Annotated in this window: 20 protein-coding genes and 1 tRNA gene; 15 read left to right on the top strand and 6 right to left on the bottom strand. The window is 29.3% G+C overall.

The window, feature by feature from the left end:
• Positions 1-24: 24 nt before the first annotated feature.
• On the bottom strand, positions 25-1,776 hold the full coding sequence (locus tag QZ306_RS08975; protein ID WP_295163253.1) for a SpoIVB peptidase S55 domain-containing protein: 1,752 nt from the start codon (positions 1,774-1,776) through the stop codon (positions 25-27).
• A 199-nt stretch (positions 1,777-1,975) separates the two neighbouring features.
• Here QZ306_RS08975 and QZ306_RS08970 point away from each other — a divergent pair, with 199 nt between their 5' ends.
• Genes QZ306_RS08970 through QZ306_RS08960 form a run of 3 tightly spaced genes read left to right on the top strand, consistent with a single transcriptional unit; the run spans position 1,976 to position 4,393 of the window.
• Positions 1,976-2,641: a bifunctional nuclease family protein gene (locus tag QZ306_RS08970; RefSeq protein ID WP_295163251.1), complete on the top strand. Its 666-nt coding sequence runs from the start codon at positions 1,976-1,978 to the stop codon at positions 2,639-2,641.
• A 28-nt stretch (positions 2,642-2,669) separates the two neighbouring features.
• A complete protein-coding gene (locus QZ306_RS08965; RefSeq protein ID WP_295163249.1) occupies positions 2,670-3,842 on the top strand; it encodes a lipopolysaccharide assembly protein LapB in 1,173 nt (390 codons plus the stop codon).
• A 5-nt stretch (positions 3,843-3,847) separates the two neighbouring features.
• Positions 3,848-4,393: a hypothetical protein gene (locus QZ306_RS08960; RefSeq protein WP_295163247.1), complete on the top strand. Its 546-nt coding sequence runs from the start codon at positions 3,848-3,850 to the stop codon at positions 4,391-4,393.
• Between the two features lie 3 nt (positions 4,394-4,396).
• Here QZ306_RS08960 and QZ306_RS08955 read toward each other — a convergent pair whose 3' ends face one another.
• The 3 genes from QZ306_RS08955 to QZ306_RS08945 form a co-directional block, all read right to left on the bottom strand.
• Positions 4,397-5,299: a PfkB family carbohydrate kinase gene (locus tag QZ306_RS08955; RefSeq protein WP_295163245.1), complete on the bottom strand. Its 903-nt coding sequence runs from the start codon at positions 5,297-5,299 to the stop codon at positions 4,397-4,399.
• Positions 5,300-5,323: 24 nt separating this feature from the next.
• Complete coding sequence (locus QZ306_RS08950) at positions 5,324-7,207, bottom strand: penicillin-binding protein (protein ID WP_295163242.1); 1,884 nt, start codon at positions 7,205-7,207, stop codon at positions 5,324-5,326.
• 13 nt (positions 7,208-7,220) lie between these two features.
• Positions 7,221-7,291, bottom strand: a tRNA-Cys gene (locus QZ306_RS08945).
• Between the two features lie 192 nt (positions 7,292-7,483).
• Here QZ306_RS08945 and QZ306_RS08940 point away from each other — a divergent pair.
• From QZ306_RS08940 to QZ306_RS08890, 11 genes are all read left to right on the top strand, one after another.
• Positions 7,484-8,176, top strand: a complete 693-nt coding sequence (locus tag QZ306_RS08940) for a tetratricopeptide repeat protein (RefSeq protein ID WP_295163240.1) — start codon at positions 7,484-7,486, stop codon at positions 8,174-8,176.
• A gap of 39 nt (positions 8,177-8,215) precedes the next feature.
• Positions 8,216-9,397 carry a M23 family metallopeptidase gene (locus QZ306_RS08935; RefSeq protein WP_295163238.1) on the top strand — a complete coding sequence of 394 codons (1,182 nt, stop codon included), beginning with the start codon at positions 8,216-8,218 and terminating at the stop codon, positions 9,395-9,397.
• Positions 9,398-9,444: 47 nt separating this feature from the next.
• Positions 9,445-10,629, top strand: coding sequence for a hypothetical protein (locus tag QZ306_RS08930; RefSeq protein WP_295163237.1), 1,185 nt, complete (start codon positions 9,445-9,447; stop codon positions 10,627-10,629).
• Positions 10,626-11,480, top strand: coding sequence for a M23 family metallopeptidase (locus QZ306_RS08925; RefSeq protein ID WP_295163234.1), 855 nt, complete (start codon positions 10,626-10,628; stop codon positions 11,478-11,480). The genes QZ306_RS08930 and QZ306_RS08925 overlap by 4 nt, the downstream gene beginning before the upstream one ends.
• Before the next feature lie 199 nt (positions 11,481-11,679).
• On the top strand, positions 11,680-11,925 hold the full coding sequence (locus QZ306_RS08920) for a hypothetical protein (RefSeq protein ID WP_295163232.1): 246 nt from the start codon (positions 11,680-11,682) through the stop codon (positions 11,923-11,925).
• Between the two features lie 23 nt (positions 11,926-11,948).
• Positions 11,949-13,982 (top strand): excinuclease ABC subunit UvrB, encoded by a 2,034-nt coding sequence (uvrB, locus tag QZ306_RS08915; RefSeq protein ID WP_295163230.1) that lies wholly within the window; start codon positions 11,949-11,951, stop codon positions 13,980-13,982.
• Positions 13,983-14,085: 103 nt separating this feature from the next.
• Positions 14,086-14,289, top strand: coding sequence for a TM2 domain-containing protein (locus tag QZ306_RS08910; RefSeq protein ID WP_295163228.1), 204 nt, complete (start codon positions 14,086-14,088; stop codon positions 14,287-14,289).
• Positions 14,290-14,614: 325 nt separating this feature from the next.
• The gene (locus tag QZ306_RS08905) at positions 14,615-16,285 is read left to right on the top strand and encodes a Na/Pi cotransporter family protein (RefSeq protein WP_295163226.1); all 1,671 of its coding nucleotides are present in this window, start codon (positions 14,615-14,617) and stop codon (positions 16,283-16,285) included.
• Between the two features lie 18 nt (positions 16,286-16,303).
• A complete protein-coding gene (locus QZ306_RS08900) occupies positions 16,304-17,239 on the top strand; it encodes a GDP-L-fucose synthase (protein ID WP_295163224.1) in 936 nt (311 codons plus the stop codon).
• Between the two features lie 9 nt (positions 17,240-17,248).
• Positions 17,249-18,235 carry a GDP-mannose 4,6-dehydratase gene (gene gmd, locus QZ306_RS08895; protein ID WP_295163222.1) on the top strand — a complete coding sequence of 329 codons (987 nt, stop codon included), beginning with the start codon at positions 17,249-17,251 and terminating at the stop codon, positions 18,233-18,235.
• Positions 18,236-18,502: 267 nt separating this feature from the next.
• Complete coding sequence (locus QZ306_RS08890) at positions 18,503-19,597, top strand: glycosyltransferase family 10 (RefSeq protein ID WP_295163221.1); 1,095 nt, start codon at positions 18,503-18,505, stop codon at positions 19,595-19,597.
• 2 nt (positions 19,598-19,599) lie between these two features.
• Here the strand turns inward: QZ306_RS08890 and QZ306_RS08885 are convergent, their stop codons facing one another.
• Positions 19,600-20,943, bottom strand: coding sequence for a LysM peptidoglycan-binding domain-containing protein (locus QZ306_RS08885; protein WP_295163296.1), 1,344 nt, complete (start codon positions 20,941-20,943; stop codon positions 19,600-19,602).
• Between the two features lie 227 nt (positions 20,944-21,170).
• Positions 21,171-22,796, bottom strand: coding sequence for a peptide ABC transporter substrate-binding protein (locus QZ306_RS08880; RefSeq protein WP_295163219.1), 1,626 nt, complete (start codon positions 22,794-22,796; stop codon positions 21,171-21,173).
• A 192-nt stretch (positions 22,797-22,988) separates the two neighbouring features.
• Here QZ306_RS08880 and QZ306_RS08875 point away from each other — a divergent pair.
• Positions 22,989-23,476 (top strand): BspA family leucine-rich repeat surface protein (locus QZ306_RS08875; RefSeq protein WP_295163217.1); only part of this gene is annotated, 488 nt, incomplete at its 3' end.

Here is a 23,476-nt window from a genome sequence, read left to right as displayed (position 1 = left end):
CCAATAATCAGACATTAAATAAATCTAACGGTTTTCATATTTTCTAGCGCCTTCAATTACTATATCAATTTTAATTAATCCAAGCACAGAACTTAGCATTTGATATTTTCCGTCAATAGCTGTAATAACGGCAGCCTTATCGGAAGTGTCATTTTTAGCCATAGCACCGTATTTTGAAGGAGGAAGCGTCGGGTATAAATACTTGCCTATTTGAACTCCCCTTGATGATGAATAAAGCCATACTTTTAGAGAGCTGTCATCATAACTTTTTCCGTAAACCCGTATAACATCATCTAAACTTCTTATTTCATATTTATTAGGCATAAATACCTGCTCGGCATAATTATAAATATATTCGTTAGCAGCATAAATGGTATAAACATCTGTCTTTAAGTTTATGGGCAGTTTTACTGGTATATCTACATACTGCTTTTCTTGTCCGTAAGGCGTAAGCCCTACTCTCAAATGTATAGTTTCTCCTGCTACGGCTCTGGGCTCCACTAAAGTTATATCATTTAAAAATGCATATTCAAGATTATTTCTCTTAACGGACAATTTAACGGATCTAATGCCTACTCTATTAAAATTATTATATATAAAGAAATTTACAGGCGATATTAATTGCTCTATAGCGGATTTAAATGCATCGGCAGAAGAATAAGAGAGTATTTTATCGCTCACTTTATAGGGCTCTTCAAAATAGTCTGTTTCTATTTCATAACTTATACTGAATAAGCCCTCTTCATTTAATCCTGCCGAAGAACTTACGGCGCTGTATATAGCCATAGAAAGTATTTCGGAAAAATACGCAGGATCATTTAATACCCTGAAATTATAATCTCTGCTGATAAAAGTCTGATCCTCAACATCTAATTTTACAGGAATCATAGTGTTTTCAGGGATCTCTCCGTAAACTCCAGATATTCCGAAAGTACCGTCATAAATAGTATACCCTAAATAATTGGAATAAGCAGCTCCCAACTTAAATGATGAAGCTATAGAAGCCACTATATGATTAATATAAGCTCTTGATACAGGCGCTACCAATCTGCCCTTAGACCACATAGAATGTCCGAAAATCAAAAATTTTTCATCATCGGTATGAGAAACAGTACCTATGCCGGCTATGGAAACATCTCCGTCTGCAATAATTAAGGCGACAGAATCTCCGAATAAAAACTTACCCGCCTGATTTGTATCGGAAATAGAACCTCCCGCCTGCATAGGATAAAATCCGTACTTTTTAAACTCGGAAGAATATTCATCAAATGCTTTGCTGTTAATACCTGAAAATATCAAAGGAGTCTGAAGAGAATTGTCGCCTGAAAAACCTGAAGCAAAGCCTGACAAATTAGTATCATTATACAGCTTAAGCATCTCTTCTATAGGAGTAACTCCTGCTATAGGATCTTTTCCGTAATTCCAGCCAAAAGATAATGCGCCCGCTAATTTACCGTCTAAATATATAGGAGAACCGCTCATACCAGCAACTGTGCCCGAATGCTCTAAATTAAGTCCCTCGCATTGTATAAGTATGGCATCGCTGTTATTCCATCTTTTTTTTAATACGGACAATACTTTTACTTTAAAAGGCTCTACATTTGTTCCATGTATAACAGTATAGCCGACACCATCCATTCCTTCATAAATTTCGCTCATAGGTATGATTTCAGGATTATCAGGAGGATACGGAGGAAGATTTAAATTTGTCTGAGCAAATAAATTAAATACAGAAATAAATAATATAGTTAAAATAAATAATATCTTTTTTATCATAGCTACCGTCATTCTAAAATTTTTATTAATTATAACTATAAATAAACTATATTTCAATATAAATAGTAAAATAATATTATTTTTTGATTATATTATAAATGTAATAATTAAAAAAATTACCTTGACAAATAATATATATATATTACACTTATATTTAAAGAAGTATATTTTATCTAATATTTTAAAGAGGTTTATTAAAGTGGTTGAAGCAAAAATACTTAATTTAGCAATTACGGATAAAGGTTTTGTCATTATATTAAAACCCGAAAAATCAGATAAAGTTGTGCCTATATCAATAGCATATTTGGAGGCTCAATCCATAATGTCCAGTTTAATAGGATACAAAATAGACAGACCCCTAACCCATGATATTGTAAGCAGCATATTTCAAAACTGCAGTATAAGACTTATAAATATAATTATAGATAATGTGCATATAGATACTTTTTTTGCGAAATTAGTTATAGAACATAATGGAAAAAATATATTCATCGATTCAAGACCGTCAGATGCCATAGCATTATCCCTAAAATCAAAAACACCCGTTTTTATAGAAGAACATGTTATAGAAAAAGCAGGCATTGTGCTGGAGGATAATGATAATTTAATAAAAGTAAAAGACGGAATACCTTTTACATATCAGAGATTTGATAAAAATGAAATTAAAGAAGGAGAAAATATATTTCTAAAAAGAGAATCTGAAAATATGAATAATATTGCAACCGATAATACTAAAGTAAATACAGCTGAAAGCAATAAAAAAAATAAAGAAGAACTGCAGGAATTATTAGATCAAGCTGTAAAAGAAGAAAGATATGAAGACGCTGCAAAATACAGAGATGAGCTTGATAATTTAATAGAATAATAATTTATTATATTTATATAGAGGGTATATGAAAAGCTATGTTAAAATAATCTTATTTTTTATATTCTCCGCATATTCTATAGTATATTCAAAACCGTCTGATAAAATAAAATTTGAGTCTGGAGAACTTACAGAATTAGAATATAATTTTTTTACTAAAGTTGATAACGGAGAAACTAATGATTTAGAACTTCATTATGACGGATTTATAATTGCATCAGGAATAACCGATGAGGAAGAGTTTAAATTCTACAGACAAAAATTAAATGATATAAGGAGTCTTGCAGAAAAAGAATTATCGCAGTATGTTAAGGAAGGTCCTTATGAATTCGGAAAAAAATTGTTAGATTGGCTTTATTCAAGCGGAATATTAAAAAAATATTTTGAAACCTCTACTCTTTTTCAGGACTTAATATATAAAGGAGAGTATAACTGCTTAAGTTCAAGTATATTATACTCTTTGTTATATAAAGATTTCGGTTTTAATGTTACAGGGGTTCTCACTTCAAGCCATTCATTTTGTATGGTATATACGGAAGATAAAGAAATAGATGTGGAAACTACTATATCTAAAGGATTTAATCCAGGACAAAAAGAAATAAGAAATACAGGCAGCTCTACCATAGTTACATTTGTACCTCAGGGAAATTACAGAGACAGAAATAATGTTGATATACTTACATTGATAGCAACATTATATCCTAATTCAATTTCATTAAAGAAAATTGAAAAAGACTTAGAAAAACAATTGGTAATGGCTAAAAAAGCATATTATTTATCTCCGAATACAAAGATATATAATGATAATTTAGTTAATGCCTATAACAGACTGGCATTGGATTATTTAAAGAAAAATAATTTCAAAGATGCATACAATACATTGGAAGAGGCTTTTATATTTGATTCAAATAATGCCATGACAAAAAATAACAGAGTGCATTATTATAATACTATAGGAACTTCATATCTGAAAAAAAAGGATTTCCCAAATGCAATAGAAATATATAAAACAGGTATTTCAGATATAGGAGAAGATTCAGATGTTTTAAAAAGAAATCTTAAGGTATCATACTATAATTATGCTGTTACGGAGTATAATCAAAGAAGATACAATAATGCAGGCACTATATCTGAAGAGGCTTTAAAATTATTTCCGAATGACAGAGATTTTATGAGATTATTATCATCTATACCAAAATAATATTTATGAAAATTTACTTTAAAATTATAATATTTCTATTAATTGCCGCTCCATACAGTTTCACGCAGAATAATTTAAATATAAAATTCAGAATAATAGAAAAGTTTGATAAAATTCTGTCGTCTGATAATAAAGAATATATATTTTATATAGATGCAAATTATATTTTCAGCGATGAAGGTAAAAACATATACAGCAATAATATATATAATATTCAAAATACTTTAAATGATTTGCAAAAGCAGGAAAAAGAAGCAAAAAGTCAGGAAGAAAAAATATCATTAAATCAGAATATAAGAATGTACAATGCTCTTCTCAGTTACAATACTCCTCCTAAAAAATTTATAAGCTTATTAATAAACAGGCAGATACATCAATATATTTCAAAATATAAATCCAGCTATATAGATATTATGATGCAGAATAATCTGCAGAAATTTTATGATGATATTAGAAATAATGTAATATCAAATGAAAAATATACAGGAACATTTACTTCTTTTAAATTTCTTACAAAAGAAAAATTTAAATATTATACCGGAAGAAAGTAAATATCATAAATTAAACTCAGACTTTGCTTTATTTACATCATATTTTGCAGTTCCACCTTTTAACTGAACCATCTCCTCAGAAATACAGGAAGCGAATTTTAATATATTATTAATATCAAGCCCTTTTAATACGGTATAACTTAAAGCAGCGCAAAAAGAATCCCCAGCTCCTACAGTATCAGCAACATTAACTTTATTTGAAGGATTAAATATATACTCATTATTATAAAATACGCATGCGCCCAATGCTCCGAGTGTAATAAATATATAATCAATATCGAAATCTTTATTAATGTATTTAAGTAAAGATTCATTATCATTTTTTAAAGAAGAATAAAACAATTCTTTTATAATATAAAGCTCATCATCATTAATTTTTAATATATTAACAAACTCAAAAGATTCTTTTATCTTTTCTTTAGTATAATAATTCTTTCTAAAAGTAACATCGCATACTTTATATTCAGCATTTATATTTTTACATATAGTTTTTAAAGTATTATAAGATTTTTCATTTCTCTGAGATAATATATTAAAATAGAACATATCATAATTATCTTCTAAGGCATAATTTATATCATCGCTGTATTCAATATTATCCCAAGCGGCATTTTCATGTATTATATAATCAGGTACTTTTTTGTCATTAAGAAATACCAAAGCTATTCCCGTATCATAATTATTTAATATCTGTATTAAAGATCCGTCTATATTTTCATTTTTAATAAACTTCAAAGCATCTTTTGAATAATTATCATTACCCAATGCCGTAATGAATTTTAATTTATCATCTTTTTTTAAGAGTCTTGAAAGCTGAAGAGAATAATTAAAAGAAGCACCTCCGATAACAGCATCATTATTATAAACATCATATAAAAGTTCTCCGAAACTAAGAACATTAAACATAAATAAACTCCGATTTATAAAAATTTATTCTCTAACAGGCGATTTTAATAATAATTTTATTACAGAATTATTAGTTACAGGAATGCCTTCTTTAGGATAAAAATCGGACACATATCCTTCTCCCTGTATAGATATTTTTAAATTATTATTAGACACAATATAAGATATATTATTCAGAGCATCTCTTAAAGAAAGACCTGTTAAATTAGGCATAATATTATTTGTAATACTGCCGGATACAGGTATTAAAGACAGAAAGTCATTTGTGTTAATAGTATATATCTCTCCGTCAATTAATCCCAAATATGGTATAATCTGATTTGCAATTTTAGCAAAAAGAGGTGCGGATACTCTTCCAGCCGCTCTGTTGCCTGCACCCTGAGGATCGTCAAGAAGAACCAATATAGATACTTTAGGATCCTCAAGAGGAAATCCGCCTATAAATATAGATTGATAATATTTTTCTGGCTTATCCGATTCATTATCTCTGTAAACTTCCGTTATGGCAGTGCCTGTTTTACCCACAACATCTATATTAAGCAAATTAGCCCTATGACCTGTGGAGCCTGATTCAACACCTTTTCTAAGCAAAACTCTGGCTATCTGAGAATACTGCTCATCTATAATTCTTACTTTTTTCAAATTATTTGTTGCGATTATCTTTTCTATTCCGTCATAAAAAGAATCAATAACATGCATAGGTACTTTCCAGCCTCCGTTTAGAAGAGGAAGATAAGAAGCTGCTATCTGCATAGGCGTTACGCTTAAATCATAGCCTATAGCTAAATAGCCTTTTGAAAATCTATGCCATTTATTTAAAGGGTGATATATGCCGCTCCATTCATTTTTATAAGGTCCGACTCCCGTAGCCTCTCCGAATCCGAATCTTTTCAGGTAATCATAAAAAAACTGCTTATCTATCCTTTCAGCTATGGTTACAACGGCAAAGTTGCAGCTGTATTTTAATATATCATTAAATAAAACATCTCCATGAATATAATCGCAATGTATTCTTGTTTGTCTGCTGTAATCATAATAACCTTTGCAGTGAAAAACTTCATCGCTATTAACCACACCCTGTTCTATAGCCGCAAGTTCTGCAAATATTTTCATTGTGCTTCCCGGATATATTGTACTCATTATGCTTCTGTCCATTCTTTCATTATTTACATAAATAAAAGGATTATTAGGGTCAAAAGAAGGATATGAATAATTTGCAATTACAGCTCCCGTATTAACATCAGACACTATAACGGTTACTGACTGAGGAGATTTTTCTGCAACCGTTTTTAATACCTCATTACGTACTATAGTCTGAACATCTCTGTCCAAAGTTAATACTATATCTTTAGGACTGGAAAGCATAGCTTCATAGGTAGCTTCAAGTCCCGCATAGCCTTCTGTTTCTGTTCTATTCATATACCCTATTACATGGGCAAATACATCTTCATAAGGATAAAATCTTTTATAACTTTCTATTCCGTAAATACTTTTAACATTATACTTATTTTTTATTTCTTTTATTTTTTTATAGGAATCTAAACTGATATTCTGCGCCAATTTTATAGTTCTTCTTTTAGTACTGATTAACTGAGAAAATTTTTCTTTTGTAATTTCAATAATATTAAATATTTTAGAATAAGCTTCATTAATATCCGTTTTATCATTGCCGTCTAAAGAAACCGATTCCGTATCCAAATAAATAGTATATGCAGGTATATTTATAGTGAGAGGACGCATTTTAGAATCATATATAATGCCTCTGGGTCTGTCTAATCCGCTTGATAATGGAGATATAGATTTTCTATCTTTTACGGTTAAATTAAACAACTGAATTAATATTACTGCGGTACCTATAAGGAAACAAAGTAGGAATAAATATAATCTTTTAACTCTGCTGTCATTCATAATTAGAAAAATGAGGCGGCGAACGGATTTGAACCGATGATAAGAGTTTTGCAGACTCCTGCCTTACCACTTGGCGACGCCGCCATATTTTTAATTTATTAATTATAAATAAAAACAAATAAAAAGTCAATATCTTTATATCATATACAAAATAAAAAATCAGAAATGAAATTATAATTTACATAATTTTTTATTAAAGTTTATATAAAACATATTGAGATTTTTACATTATACAATATAATATCATAACATGGATAAATATTATCAGGAGTATATATGAGTATAGGCTCTAGCAGAAGTAAATTAGAAGACGGAATAAAGTTCTTTAGGAATGAAAATTATAAAGAAGCAATAGATTCATTAGAAAAAATATTCTCAGAAAAAAACGATGTAGAGTCAGGATATCATTTAGCATTAGCATATGCCCAAATTCAGGATTATGATAATACTCTTCAGGTATTTGATAAAATAATGAAAAGACTTGATAATCCTCTCAGACTTATGCAGGCTCATATTATAGTCGGATATATTTATGCAGTAAAGGAAATGTACGATTTAGCGGAATTCGAACTTACGGATGCATTATCTTCAGGAGTTGAAAATACTCAAATATATGCGGCTTTGGGATATGTTTATTATAAAAAAGGAAATATAAGAAAAGCTATAGATCATCTGAAAAAAGCAGTTAATCTTGATCCAAATAGCGCAAATGCCAGAAATTCTTTAGGATTTATATTGGCAGATACCGAAACAAATGTAGATGAAGGCATAGAGGAAATAAGAAAAGCATTATCAATAGATCCTAATAATCCCGCTTATTTGGATTCTTTAGGATGGGCTTTTCTTAAAAAAAATGATTTGGAGCATGCTAAGGAGTTTTTAACAAAAGCCTTTGAACTTGCTCCCACTAACAGAGATATTAAAGAACATTTATTGAAATTAGATCAATCCTCATCGTACAAAAAATAATATCAATTAAAATATATTAATTTTATCTTTGGAGGTTTTATGAAATATATTATCAGTATCATATTTTTTATTTCATTATCTTTATATTCTCAAAATATTATAGTATATTCCGGAGATACTTTAATTAACAGAGAAGGAAAAAATATAGATATAGATTCATCTGATGAAATAAAAAATAAAGATATTATAGAAACTAAAAAAAATTCATATGCCGAAATGAAAATAGGCGGTAAATATTATTATCTTTCTGAAAACACTAAAATAGAAATTACGGATAATAATGCCGTATTAATAAACGGAGCTATGTATAAAAGAAACAACAAATTCAATTCTTTAAATGATTTTGAAAAATATGACAATGATATAAAAATATATGCAGATCCTTTCCCGTTTTATGCAGGAAAAGTATCTACAATATTTATATCCTCTAAAGATGAAATAAAAATAGAAAACTCAAAACTTTTGGGAAGCGCAAGACCTATAGTAAAATTTTTTGAGGTAAAAAACGCCGACAGAAACCTTAAAGTTTATAAAAGCATGTTCGGCATATATGTAGGTTCTCAGGATAAAAAATATCAATTCATATCCGATATAACATTAAAAGATAAAACAATTTTAACTGTTGCAATAGATATAAAATTAGATTTCACTCCTCCCCCTCCGAAACCTAAGCAAATACAGGGAGTTACATCCGCTATGAAAAATATTATAAGCAATCCTCAAAAATCAAAAGAAGAAAGAGAGCTTTTAAATGGAAAAATTTATATAAGCTATACTCCTACTAATTATGCCGATAAAGTTTATATAATGCCGTCTCAAGGCAGATACTCTTCAGGATTCGGAGCCTTCAGAGGATATACAAAAGACTATGCAAGATATCATCAGGGTTTTGATATAGCCAATACAAACGGCACTCCTATAATGGCGGCTAATAACGGCATTGTTAAAGTATCAAGAGAATTATTTGTACGGGGAAACTGTGTTGTTATAGATCATGGAGAAGGCGTTTACAGTTCATACTTCCATATGTCTAAATTAATAGCAAAAGAAGGACAGTATGTTAAAAAAGGCGATATAATAGGATTAATAGGATCCACAGGAATGTCAACAGGACCTCATTGTCATTGGGAAATGAGAGCAGGAAATATAACTTTTGATCCTTTAAGCATATTAGAAAAATCTGCTTCATTTAATACTAAAATGCTTACTCAAATAAAATAATATAGTTTAATATAAAAAATTATAATGCCAGAGAGTTATAATCATAGATGAAAATAAAAGAAAAATCTATAATAGAATTGGAAAATATACATAAAATAGAGCCTTTCTTTATAAGATATTTAACTGTAATAAGCGCTTTAATTTTAATAATTTTATTTATATTCTTTTTCGGTACTAACAGATTAAATGAAGAGTATAATACTGTAAATGTTTGGAATAAGCCATCTTCATCAATAGAAGCCCCATCACATGACAATAATTTCAGCATAGACGGTATATTCAAACATAATTTTTTTACAAAACCTGAAAGAATAGTTCATTATTTTGATTCTAAAGGATATACAATATACAGCACAAATTTGTCAAGAGGAGAACTTGCATCCGTAAATAATGAAAACTTTATTATATATAAAAGATACGGTAATTATATAGATGCATATAATGATATAGGTATTGTTATATGGCGTACCAACACATCTATTTATCCTGAAATTGCGCCTTATTCTCAGAGGATAATATATCATTCAAGTGATAATTCAAAAATACAAATGTTTGATTTTAATAATAATCCGCTAAGCAGACATATACAATACGGAGAAATTATTACAGACGGAGCTTTTGCCGTTAATACAGGAGATTATATATCTGGTTTTTCAAGCGGAGATATAGCATATATAAATAGAAACGGAAATTTGGCATTTTCAATATCAACGGTATTAAGCGAAATAAATATAGTAAAATCGGTTGCAATAAGCGAATACGGAAGTTTTGCATTATCCGTAAGCGGAATAAGACCAGAATATATTACTCTTTACGATGCAAAGGGAAGTATTATATGGTATTTAGATACGGGATTAAATAGAAGAAGACATGTATCAAGCTATATAAGCGAAAAATCTATGACTGCATTTATGCTTGCAGACAGAGATGTTATACTCTACGGCTTAAATAATAATAACAAAGGAAAGGAAATTGACAGAATTAATTTGGATAAATATGATATGCAAAATGCCGTTAATATGAAGCTTGCAAGCGAAACTAATTCTGCTATTATGAGCATATCTAAAAATGCTAAGAGTATAGTTTTAATATATGATAATAATGCGAAGGAAATTGTATTTGAAAAATATTTAGACGGCTGGGTATATAATCTGGATATATCGAATTTAGAAAATGAATATATGATTGTAACAGATAAAATGATTTATACATATAAGAAGGTTAAACTATGAAAAAATATATATTATTATTTTTTATAACAGCATCATCATTATTTTCAAGGGTACCTATAGATCCTAATAGAATAAGGGTAACAAGCACATTTGGAGAGTTCAGAACGGATCATTTTCATAACGGAGTTGATTTCGGAGGAAGTAAAATGGAAATATATCCTGTAAAAGACGGAGAAATAGTTTATTATATTGATGAAGAAGAAGATCCTACAAGACCGCTTTACGGAGTTGGAAATGTTCTTATAATAGAACACCCTGATAATTTAAGAAGTTATTATTATCATATAGAATCAGGAACAATAGAAAAATCTTATGCCAAAGTTACAGAAAGAAATGTTGTGGCGCTTACTGGAAACAGCGGAAGATCAGGCGGGGCTCATCTGCATTTAACTGTAGAAAACATGAAAGAAGGTTTAGTTGTAGATCCTCTTGAATATTTAAATATAGATAAGAGTTCGTCTCAGAAGCCGCTCATTCATGGAATATATCTGAGAACGGAAAACAGACTTATACAGATAAAAGATAAAATGCCTATGAGCTACAGCGGAGAAATAAAATTATTTGTAAAAGCGTATGATCTGCTTAGCGGAATACCTATGGGACTTAAAAGAGTTAAAATATTTATGAACGAAAAGCTTTTAAGAGATTATGATTTTACATATTTTATAAAAAGAGATAATATCTACTATATATCTCCCAATTATACCTTTGAGGAAGTTTACGGAGTGGATTCTCATTTTTACAGAGGAGGAGTATTTACACCGAAAAGAGGAAAATACATATTCAAGGCTGAAGTTACAGATTTTGATAATAAAACAGTAGTATTAACCAGAACCGTTAATTTTTATTAATACTATTTTTTTATATATAAAAAATACAGTTCCTAAAGAAATATTTTATTGAATATCCTGTGTGGCTGGAACTATTTCAGATATGTGTATTTCAAGAGAGTTCCTTTCAAATTTTAATTTATCTGTAGGCAACTTATGTTAAATAAAAAATGACTGCATATTTGACTCAGCAATTTTATACGGAAGACCACAGTTCAAAATGATAAAAAAGAAAAAATATGAAATGAAAAAAATATATTTTGAAGATAAAATTCCTTTCTGCAATTATCATGAGGGAGAAGCAAATAAAAAAATAAGATTTCATTCAATACATTGCCTCACTTGGGGTAAATTATACATAAAAAAACTTTACAAAAATAAAGATTTAAACTTTAATCCGTATTATAGAAAACTTAATGTATTTAAAAGCAAAATAAAAAAATATTCAGGCAGTTTACTTAAATAAAAAAATATAGTATAATAAATACTATGAATTTTAAATTAGAATCTAATTTCAAACCCTCAGGAGATCAAGTAGCTGCAATAGAATCTTTAGTTAAAGGTCTTGAAAATAAAAATAAATATCAAACTCTTTTGGGAGTTACGGCAAGCGGAAAAACTTTTACTATAGCCAATGTCATAGAAAAAGCAAACAGACCTACTCTTGTAATGTCGCATAATAAAACTTTAGCGGCGCAGCTTTACAGAGAGCTTAAAGATTTTTTTCCGAATAATGCAGTTGAATACTTCGTTTCATATTATGATTACTATCAGCCTGAAGCTTATGTACCTGCAAAAGATTTGTATATTGATAAAGATGCTTCCATTAATGATGAGATAGACAGATTAAGACTTAAAGCTACAACATCGCTTCTTGAAAGACGAGATGTTATAATAGTGGCTTCTGTTTCATGCATATACGGTTTGGGTTCTCCTGAAGACTATAGAAAATTATATATATCTGTAGAAAAAGACAAAGAATATGACAGAGATGAAATTATTGAAAAGTTAGTCTCAATACAATATGAAAGGGTAAAAGATATTCTTGAGCGGGCAAGATTCAAAGTTATAGGAGACACTATAGAAATAATGAGTGCATATTCTGATGAGATTATAAGAATAGAGTTTTTAGCAGATACAGTTGAAAGAATAATAAAAATTAATCCCATCACAAGACAAAAATTATCTGAGCAGGAAAGAGTTGTAATATACCCTGCCAAACATTTTGTTACGGGAGGCGATAAATTAGCTTCAGGTATTAAGCTTATAGAAGAAGAACTTGAACGGCAATACAATAAATTCAAATCCGAAGGAAAACTTGTAGAAGCCGAGCGTATATACGGCAGAACTAAATACGATTTGGAAATGCTGAGAGAGGTAGGATATTGTGCTGGAATAGAAAATTACTCCAGACCTCTGTCTGCACGCAAGGAAGGAGACAGACCAGCCTGCCTTATAGATTATTTTCCTGAAGATTTTCTGACAATCATAGACGAATCGCATGTAAGCATACCTCAGATTAGAGGAATGTTTTTCGGAGACAGAAGCAGAAAGGAAACTCTGGTAAAGTACGGCTTCAGACTTCCTTCCGCTCTTGACAACAGACCTTTATTTTTTGAAGAGTTTGAAAAGCTGACTAATGATACTATATATATAAGCGCAACTCCTGCCGAGTACGAGATAAAAAAAAGCAGCGCGGTTGTGGAGCAGATTATACGCCCCACAGGTCTGCTTGACCCTATCATAGAAATATATCCCATCGACGGACAAATTGACAGAATACTTGAGGAGATAAAAAAAACAGTTGCTAATAATGAAAGAATATTCATAACAACTCTTACAAAAAAAATGGCTGAAGACCTTACAAAATATTTAAATGAAAACGGAGTAAGAACCCGTTATCTGCATTCGGATATTCAAACCGTTGAACGGGTGGAAATAATAAGAGATTTGAGGCTTGGCGCTTTTGATGTACTTGTTGGAATTAATCTTCTAAGAGAAGGGCTTGATGTACCTGAAGTATCTTTAATATTAATATTGGATGCCGATAAAACAGGTTTTTTAAGAAACACTACAACCTTAATACAAACTATAGGACGAGCCGCCAGAAATGCAAACGGCAGAGTTATAATGTTTGCAGATTCCGTAAGCGAAGCTATGAAAACCGCTATTGACGAAACGGAAAGAAGAAGAAAAATACAAATGGAGTATAATAAAGAACATAATATCACTCCTAAAACCATTATAAAAAAAATACAGGATATAATTGAAAGAGAAGAAAAAACTGAAGCTTCTTATGAACTCCATTTTGATTTCAGACGCTTTAATGAAAAAGTAAGAATTGATCCTAAAAAACAAAGCAGCGATTATATAAAAGAGCTTGAAAAAGAAATGAAAAAAGCTTCCGATAATTTAGAGTTTGAAAAAGCTATTGAGATAAGAGAAACAATTAATCAGTTAAAACAATTAAAGTCTTCTAAAGCAGTTTCTAATAAAAAGATAATTTCTAAAAATAAAATCTGATTTTTTATTGAAAGTTTATAATAATATAAAAATATTAACTTTACTTTTATCATTAATACATAGTTTTTATATATAGTTAATAAAATTATTAGGAGGATAAAAAATGGAAGTTTCAGATAGAAGCTGGCTTATTACTCTTCTTTTAGCTATATTTCTGCCTTTTCACAGATTCTATGTAGGAAAAATTTGGACAGGCATATTATACTGGCTGACAGCAGGCGGGGTTGGTATATGGTATATTATAGATATTGTAATGATACTATTAGACAAATTTACAGATAAAGAAGGAAGAAAATTAAAAAAATAAAGCTATTCATTAGATTTGCTATAACTTTTTATTATAGCTATGCTTTTGCCTACCCTTAAATATTAAATAAATTTATTTAATGGCAGGCAATCGCTTTATTATTTTTTGCCGAAGGCAAGCACAGACCTGAAGGTCACAATCATAAGGTGCATACTCGGCAGGAGTATAGCAACAATAAAAAATTATTTATATCTATAGTAAATATTCTATAAAACAATTAAAATACATATATTCAATTAACATAATAATTTATTTTTTATTGACTTTTTAACTATTTATGATATTCTAAACGAGCCTAGATGAATAAAAATAATAGGATTACAATATGCTTTTAAACTTAGCTTTCTATCTTATTGGCGGATTCGGACTTTTCATATACGGTCTTAAAGTTTTTTCGGAAGGACTTCAGGAAAGCACAGAAAATACATTAAAAGAAATACTAAATAAAGTAACCAAGAATAAAATTCTAGGCATATCAATAGGTTTTTTAATAACAGCAATAGTTCAGTCAAGCAGCGCCACTACGGTAATGACTGTAAGCTTTGTAAATGCAAATATACTTACACTTTCGCAGGCAATAAATATAATACTTGGTGCCAATATAGGTACTACTGTTACAGGCTGGATAATATCACTTAATATAGATACGGTTGCCCTTCCCTCTCTGGGAATAGGCTCAATTATAATAATATTCGGCTCCGAAAATAGAAAATTAAAATTCTTCGGTGAAATACTGATGGGTTTCGGTATGATATTTTACGGACTTATACTTATGAAATTAGCATTTGAAGGAGTAAGGGGAACCGAAGATTTTGAAAAAATATTTTTACTTGCAAATGCAGATACTATGTATGGAAGATTTTTATGCATAATGATAGGCATGATTGTTACCGCCATAATACAATCAAGCAGTGCGGCATTGGGCGTTACAATATCGCTGGCTACAGTAGGATTGATAGACTATCCTACAGGAGTGGCTTTAATATTAGGTCAGAATATAGGCACTACAATTACGGTAGTTTTGGCAACTTTAGGAGCTTCAACAAATGCTAAAAGATCCGCATTAGTTCACTGTCTGTTTAATATATTCGGTGTTATATATATATTCTTCTTATTCCCTTATTATATTAAATTTGTAGATATTGCTGTAGGATTTATGAATATAGGAGATCCTAATCTAGTTGTAAATAATAAATATGTTAATATATCTTTTTATATAGCGGCAGCGCATACAATATTTAATATTATAAATGTTATAGTATTTTATTTTCTGACTGAAAAACTTGAAAAAATAGTATGCCTTCTTATTAAAGAAAAAGAAGATGAAAAGCATGTCAGCGTGCTTTCAGATAAGCTTTTAAATATGCCTGTTTCTGCTGAAATAGAGGTAAGAAAAGAAGTTACTTATATGGGTGAAATTGCTAAAAAAATGCTTTCAAGAATAGAACAGTTATTTGAAAATCCCAGTGAAAGACTGCTTACAAAAATAAGAGATCATGAAAAAATGCTTGACAATACGGATCATGAAATTCATACTTTTTTGTTAAAACTTCTTGGTAAAAATACTTTAAACTCTGAAAATATTGCATCTCTTATAAATATAAGCACATATTATGAAAATTTAGGAGATAATTTAAAAGATTTAGGAAAGGCTATTATTAAAGGAAATGAAAAGAAAACATTATTTAACGAAACTCAGAAGGAAGACATAATAAAAATGATTGATAATAATAAAAATTTCATAGATTATTTATCAGGTTTAATACTTGAATATTATTATCTAAATAAAGAAAAAGTATATGATGAGGCTATGAAAAAATATCATGAAATTAAAGGTTTTTATTATGAAGCCAGAGAAAGACATTATGATAATGTTGATAAATCACTAATACCCGCTTTAAATGCTCATTTATACGGAGATGTATTAGTATACTTCAACCGCTCTATTGCCAACCTTGTTAATATAGTGGAAGCTATAACAGGAAAAGATAAATAAACTTTTATAGGAGTAATTTTGAAAAAAATATATATAGCAGGTCATAAAGGTTTAGTGGGAAGTGCTATAGATAGAGTTCTCACTAAAAACGGATATAATACTATAATAAGAAAAACACATTCAGAATTAGATTTAAGAACTAGACAAGAAGTATTTGATTTTTTTGAAAAAGAGAAGCCGCAATGGGTTTTTTTATCAGCAGCTAAAGTAGGCGGAATATATGCCAACAATACATATCCTGTTGATTTTCTTTTAAATAATTTACAAATACAAAATAATATAATAGAAGCATCTTATAAATATAATATTGAAAAATTGATGTTTTTAGGTTCAAGCTGCATATATCCTAAAGAATGCCCTCAGCCTATAAAAGAAGAATATTTGCTTTCTGGATATTTAGAGAGCACAAACAGACCTTATGCTTTAGCAAAAATTGCAGGTATAGAATTATGCGATGCTTATAACAGACAATACAAAACAAATTATATATCTATTATGCCATGCAATCTTTACGGCATTAATGATAATTATCATACTGAAAATGCTCATGTTATACCTATGCTTATAAGAAGATTTCATGAAGCTAAAATAAATAATTTAAAAGAAACTGTTATTTGGGGAAGCGGTACGCCATTAAGAGAGTTTATGTTTTCTGATGATTTAGCAGAAGCCTGTATTTATTTGATGGAAAATAAAAATGCCGAAGATATAGGAAAGTTTATAAATATAGGTTCAGGAAAAGAGACTACAATTAGAGAACTGGCAGAATTAATAAAAAAAATTGTAGGTTTTGAAGGAAATATAATATTAGACAGTTCTAAACCTGATGGTACTATGAGGAAATTACTTGATGTATCAAAAATTAATTCTTTAGGCTGGAAATATAAGACAGAACTTGAAGAAGGCTTAAAAATAGCTTATAAAGATTTCTTGGAAAATTGTATTAAACAGTAGGATATAAAAATGAAAAAAGCACTTATTACAGGAATAACAGGACAAGACGGTTCATATTTAACAGAACTTTTATTAGAAAAAGGTTATGAAGTACATGGTATTATTAGAAGAAGTTCATCTTTTAATACTGAAAGAATAGATCATTTATATAAAGATCCTCATATTAATGATGTAAGAATGTTTCTTCATTATGGTGATTTATCCGACAGCTCTAATTTATCAAGACTGTTGGAAAAACTGCAGCCTGATGAAATATATAATTTAGCGGCTCAAAGTCATGTAAGAGTAAGTTTTGATATGCCTGAATATACAGCTGATGTTTCAGGACTTGGCACAATAAGATTATTAGATGCTATTAAAGAAACTCAAATAAAAACAAGATTTTATCAGGCATCAACTAGCGAACTGTATGGAAAAGTAGTTGAAACACCCCAGACAGAAAAAACGCCTTTTTATCCTAGAAGTCCTTATGCTTGCGCTAAAGTATATTCATATTGGATAACTGTAAATTATAGAGAAAGCTATGATATGTATGCATGTAATGGAATACTATTTAATCATGAAAGTCCCAGAAGAGGCGAAACTTTTGTAACTAAAAAAATTACTCATGCTATTGCAAGAATACTTAATAAACAGCAGGATAAATTATATTTAGGTAATTTGGATTCTAAAAGAGACTGGGGATATGCTAAGGATTATGTTTACGCTATGTGGCTTATGCTTCAGCAGGAAAATGCTGATGATTATGTTATAGCTACAGGTGAAACACATTCTGTTAAAGAATTCTTAGATGAAGCTTTCGGACTTGTTGGGCTTGATTGGAAAAAATATGTAGAAATAGATCCTAGATATTACAGACCTGCAGAGGTTGATCTTTTATTAGGAGATCCTTCAAAGGCAAAAGAAAAATTGGGCTGGAAACCAAAAACTACATTTAAAGAACTAGTTAAAATAATGTTAGAATATGATTTAAAAAATGCTAACTTGAACTTATAAAAAAAGGTACTATATAATTAAGAATGCATACACAACAAAATAATCTAATATCATCTATAATCTTTTTTATATTAACTCATAAATTTAATTTATGGGTTACTTTTGTTTCTTTTATAAATATTAATAAATGTTATAAATCTTTTTATATCTTTCAAAAACAAATAAAAAAAATTTTTATTCCATTAATGCTCATATTTATTACAAAAATAAGGCAGATATAAGCATCTTAAAAAATTATAATAAAATATCAAAATAGGAATTGTAATTATGAAAAAAAACTTTATTCATTATCTTGCATGGCTTATACCAGTTAGAAGTTTAAGAGATAAGTTCAGATGGTCAATGATGAGAGATAATTTGATAACAAGGAACTTTTTTTATTGGCTTAATTATTTGTCTTATTCAAAAAATATAAAAAATAAAAAAACTTTTTTTATTACTAATGAATGGTTAATAGATGAAAAATTTTTTAAAGATAATAATTTATATCTTGCAATAAAAAATAATTATATTAATGATTTGGAAATAAGCTACAAACCAGATATAGAGGTTTTCGGTCCAATAGGTAAAAGGTATTTCTTAGAAAAATCTAAAGCTAAAATAAAAATATTCTATACAGGTGAATGCGTATCAAATAAAGCTATTGATAAAAATTGGTCAGATTATTCTGATAATTGTATTAATGATGTGGATTTATCAATTGGTTTTGACAGATTAGATGAAAATAGATATCAAAATTATATCAGATTTCCTCTTTGGATATTTTATAATTTTCATGAACTTTTGGATAATAAAAACTATACTAAAGATAACATTAAAAAAGTTATAGATAATATCAATAATGCTAAATCTAAAAAAATAAAATTTGCTTCATTAGTTGCAAGTCATGATGCTACTAATATAAGAACTCAAATGTATAATCAAATTTCTAAAATAGATTATATAAATTGTCCCAGTAAATTATTTCATAATGATGATACATTAAAACTTAATTTTAATGATAATAAAGTAGAATATTTAAAAGATTTTAAGTTTAATATGTGCCCTGAAAATACAATCAGCAACGGATATGTAACAGAAAAACTTTTTGATTCTTTTAAAGCAGGATGCATACCTATCTATAATGGCGATGAAAATATAGAGTCCGATTTAGTTAATAAAAATGCATTATTATTTTTCAGAAAAGATGAAGATAATACAGAACTTATAAAAGAAATAGAAAAACTTCATAAAGATGAGAAATTATTTGATTCTTTTCAAAAGCAGATAAAAATATATGATACTATGATAGATTATCTTTGGGATAGGAGAGTAAAAATACTTAATAGGTTAGAAAAACTTATAAATGAAAAACTCAAATAATATTATTTGTTTATGGGTATTCTCAAAAATATTTCCGTACCTATAGAAAGCACATTGCTGTTTAATTTATTCCAAGCTTTTATTTCTGCTATGTCAATATTAAATTTTCTGGCAATTACCCAAAGAGTATCCCCTGCTCTGATATGGTACATTATATCTCTGTATTCATAATCGGGAGGCGGCAAAGATTCAAAATAAACAAATTTTCCTTCTCTTATTCTTTGCTGTTCTCCTTCATACTGAGCTAAATCAATCTGCTTAGCATTATCAAGACCCTGAATAGGAATCATAACCTGCTGTCCTATATTAAGCTCTCTTGATTTTAATTTATTTATATCCGCAATTGCATTAACTGGAACATTATAGAACTTAGACAGATGAGAAAGTGTTTCATTCATTTTTACCTCATGTCTTCTGAATGTAACTCTTTCGGAAGCTGGTATTTTTGCAAAAGTTTCATTAAATTTGCTGCCCATACCTTTGGGAACTCTTATAGGATATCTAATCATACCAGGAGGTGTTACGCCTCTGGCTAAATGAGGATTTAAAGCTTTTATATCCTCAGTATCAATATCCATCATTTTAGCTATAACTGATAAATCGGCTGCATCGTCCACATAAACTAAATCTCCCTGAGGAAAAACAACATTAGGCTTATTGATTACGAAACCAAATTTTTCGGGATTTTTAGCTATTATAACAGAGGCAACATATTTAGGTATATATTCTTCGGTTTCTTTCGGCAGAACCCCTGCTTTAAGCAAATCTTCAAAATCATTGCTTTTTACTTCTTGTATAGCTCTTGATATTCTACCTCCTCCTGCATTATATGCAATTAAGGCTATAACCCAAGACTTAAAGTTTTTATCAAGTCTCACCAAATGATCCGCAGCGGCTTTTGTTGAGCGTTCGGGATCGAATCTGTCATCAGACCAGTAATTTACTTTTAGATTATATATAGCTCCTGTCATAGGCATAAACTGCCATAAACCTGCAGCTCCTGCATGAGAGACTGCCTGAGTATTAAAATCGCTTTCTATTATAGGCAGATAAACTAAATCTTCGGGAACTCCTTTTTCTTTAAAAACTTCCTTTATATAAGGCAGATATATCTGAGATCTGTCTATAATTTTCTGCATATAAGGCTTCCAGCTCCCCTGATATTTATTTATATAATAAGAAACTCTGTCATTTCTGAAATTATTTACATCAAATCCCCTAAGCTCAACAACTTTTATATCTCTTCCCAAAGATTCGCCGAAAACACTAAGCTCATAAAGATTTACACCTTCTAAAGCTTTTCTTATATACATGTCAAAAGTATCGCATGAACTTATAAATAATATTATTATTAAAAGAAAAATAACCGCTATAATTTTTTTAGCTTTTTTTATAATTGCACCGCCTAATAATAAAATAGAGTTATATATTTAACACTATTATAAAAAGATTTCAAGTTTATTATTTTTTTTAAAATCAGATATTATATAAAATAATTTAGAATAATAGTATATAAAACAATAGGCAATATAAATAAATATACCGCCTATTATTTAATTATAATGCCGATATGCTACTCTATATAAGCATAGAAGAACTTATGAAATCCAAGCGGATTATACACAACATCTTTTAATTTAGGGCTAACAAGCAAAGGCTCTGTAAAGAAGTAAATAGGTATAGCTCCCATATCTTCTTCTATAAGTATTCTTTCAGCTTCATGCATAGCTTTCATTCTTATATTATTATCATCTGTAGACATGGCACTTGCTATAAGATCATCATATCTTTTATTGCTGTAGCCTCCGTTATTTTGAGTATTATAACTTGTAAATAAACTCATCATAGACATAGGATCCGAATAATCAGCAGACCAATAAAGTCTTCCTATCATAAAATTTTTTTCTAATAAAGTCTGACCAAGCAATGCATTATCTATCTGGGTAATAGATGAAGATATATTAAGATGCTCTTTCCACATCTGCTGTACAGCTTCAAATATACCTACATGATTTCCTGGATCCGTTTTAAACTCTATAACAGGAAATCCTTGTCCATCAGGATAGCCTGCTTCTGCTAATAATTGTTTAGCAGTTTCTACATTTTCAGCATAGCCTTCTTCAGATATATCATAAAAATCTCCTCCATTAGCTCTAAAATCTCCTTCCGCATCATTAACATCATAAGGCACCCAAGCACCTGCAGGACGCTGTCCGCCTTTAGAAACATTTTTAACTAAATAATTTCTGTCAATAGCAAGCGACAGAGCTTTTCTCACTCTGGGATCTTTTAAATATTCATTAGTTACATTAATAGGATAGTAATATGTAGCTATAAGAGGCTTAATCTGTATTAGTCCTTCATTTAAAAGTGCTGGTATATCCTGCTGAGGAGGCTCATAAGCCAAATGCAGACTTCCGTTTTTTATTCCAGCCACAGCCGCCGATCCGTTTTGCATAAGTACAAATGTTATTTTTTCAGCCACAATATCGTCTGCATTCCAATAGTTGGTATTTTTCACCATAACAATATTTTCATCTATATTTCTCTCATACATAATATAAGGACCATTTCCTATATATGTATCAGGACTCAAAGTCCAGCTGTCTCCGTATTCTTCTATTATATCTTTTCTTAAAGGCGCAAATGTGGGAAAAGCTATAACTTCCAAGAAATAAGCTGTAGGCGCTTCCAATTCAACAACTAAAGTATAATCATCTATAGCTTTAATACCCAAAGAATCAACAGGCAATTGTCCTCTGTTAATAGCCATAGCATTTTTTACAGGTTCATGCTGATAACTGTATTCGCTTGCCGCTTTAGGGTCAACCTGTCTTCTCCAGCTATATACAAAATCGTCTGCAGTAACAGGTTTTCCGTCAGACCAAAATGCATTTTCTCTTAAGAAAAATGTATAAGTCTTACCATTATTGCTTATTTCCCATCTCTCCGCAGCTCCCGGAACTATTTTATTATTTCTATCTCTGATTGTTAATCCTTCAAACATATGAGATATATAAATTACTCCGTATATCTGAGCATTTAAGCTTGGATCTATAGTTTTAGGCTCCACACTTAAATTTACAACTATTCCGTCGGAAGCTCTTGAAGATTTGGAGCAGGAAATAAAAGAAAAAACTAATAAAAATACAGTCAATAAAACTATTATATAGTACGGCAATATTTTAATAGATTTCATAAAAAACTCCTAAAAATTATACTATTATATTTTAATTAAACATTTATATATTAAACTATAATTACAAACTAGTCAATTAATATTAATAATATACTTGATTTATTTTTTTATATAGTATATATTAATATATATTTTGAAATTAAAAAACTGTTATGCAGAAAAACTTTTTAGTAAATACAAGGAAATCAAAAAATGGAAAAAAAATTTAAACCTGAAACAAAAGAAGAATTAAAAAAATTAACTGAAGATGAAAATATTAATCTAGGCAGTATTGATACAAGCTTAACAACTGATATGAGTGAACTATTTTATGATAGCAAAAGAGAAGATTTTTCAGGAATAGAAACTTGGGACACTTCTAAAGTTGTAAATATGGAAAGTATGTTCTTTAAAGCTGAAAGCTTTAATCAGCCATTAAATAATTGGAATGTATCTAATGTTGAAAATATGTATTGTATGTTTTATGGAGCAAAAAACTTTAATCAGCCTTTAAATAAATGGGACACTTCTAAAGTTGTAAATATGGAAAGTATGTTCTTTAAAGCTGAAAGTTTTAATCAGAATATTAATAATTGGAATATTTCTAAATTGAAGTATATTGATGATATGTTTAATTCTGCCTTAAATTTTGATAAAAATAATGCCTTAGAGTTTTACTTAAAATTTTGTTCTAATAAAAA

It is taken from the genome of uncultured Brachyspira sp. (assembly GCF_910588665.1).
In the GTDB taxonomy this organism is placed as follows: Bacteria; Spirochaetota; Brachyspiria; order Brachyspirales; family Brachyspiraceae; genus Brachyspira.
The sequence above is the reverse complement of the archived record's forward strand: the minus strand, read 5'-3'. Positions and strand labels throughout refer to the sequence as shown.

Coding starts and splice junctions, on each gene's coding strand:
- QZ306_RS08975 (WP_295163253.1), bottom strand. CDS start 1,776: ATGATAAAAAAGATATTATTTATTTTAACTATATTATTTATTTCTGTA.
- QZ306_RS08965 (WP_295163249.1), top strand. CDS start 2,670: ATGAAAAGCTATGTTAAAATAATCTTATTTTTTATATTCTCCGCATAT.
- QZ306_RS08960 (WP_295163247.1), top strand. CDS start 3,848: ATGAAAATTTACTTTAAAATTATAATATTTCTATTAATTGCCGCTCCA.
- QZ306_RS08955 (WP_295163245.1), bottom strand. CDS start 5,299: ATGTTTAATGTTCTTAGTTTCGGAGAACTTTTATATGATGTTTATAAT.
- QZ306_RS08950 (WP_295163242.1), bottom strand. CDS start 7,207: ATGAATGACAGCAGAGTTAAAAGATTATATTTATTCCTACTTTGTTTC.
- QZ306_RS08940 (WP_295163240.1), top strand. CDS start 7,484: ATGAGTATAGGCTCTAGCAGAAGTAAATTAGAAGACGGAATAAAGTTC.
- QZ306_RS08935 (WP_295163238.1), top strand. CDS start 8,216: ATGAAATATATTATCAGTATCATATTTTTTATTTCATTATCTTTATAT.
- QZ306_RS08930 (WP_295163237.1), top strand. CDS start 9,445: ATGAAAATAAAAGAAAAATCTATAATAGAATTGGAAAATATACATAAA.
- QZ306_RS08925 (WP_295163234.1), top strand. CDS start 10,626: ATGAAAAAATATATATTATTATTTTTTATAACAGCATCATCATTATTT.
- QZ306_RS08920 (WP_295163232.1), top strand. CDS start 11,680: ATGATAAAAAAGAAAAAATATGAAATGAAAAAAATATATTTTGAAGAT.
- uvrB (WP_295163230.1), top strand. CDS start 11,949: ATGAATTTTAAATTAGAATCTAATTTCAAACCCTCAGGAGATCAAGTA.
- QZ306_RS08910 (WP_295163228.1), top strand. CDS start 14,086: ATGGAAGTTTCAGATAGAAGCTGGCTTATTACTCTTCTTTTAGCTATA.
- QZ306_RS08905 (WP_295163226.1), top strand. CDS start 14,615: ATGCTTTTAAACTTAGCTTTCTATCTTATTGGCGGATTCGGACTTTTC.
- gmd (WP_295163222.1), top strand. CDS start 17,249: ATGAAAAAAGCACTTATTACAGGAATAACAGGACAAGACGGTTCATAT.
- QZ306_RS08890 (WP_295163221.1), top strand. CDS start 18,503: ATGAAAAAAAACTTTATTCATTATCTTGCATGGCTTATACCAGTTAGA.
- QZ306_RS08880 (WP_295163219.1), bottom strand. CDS start 22,796: ATGAAATCTATTAAAATATTGCCGTACTATATAATAGTTTTATTGACT.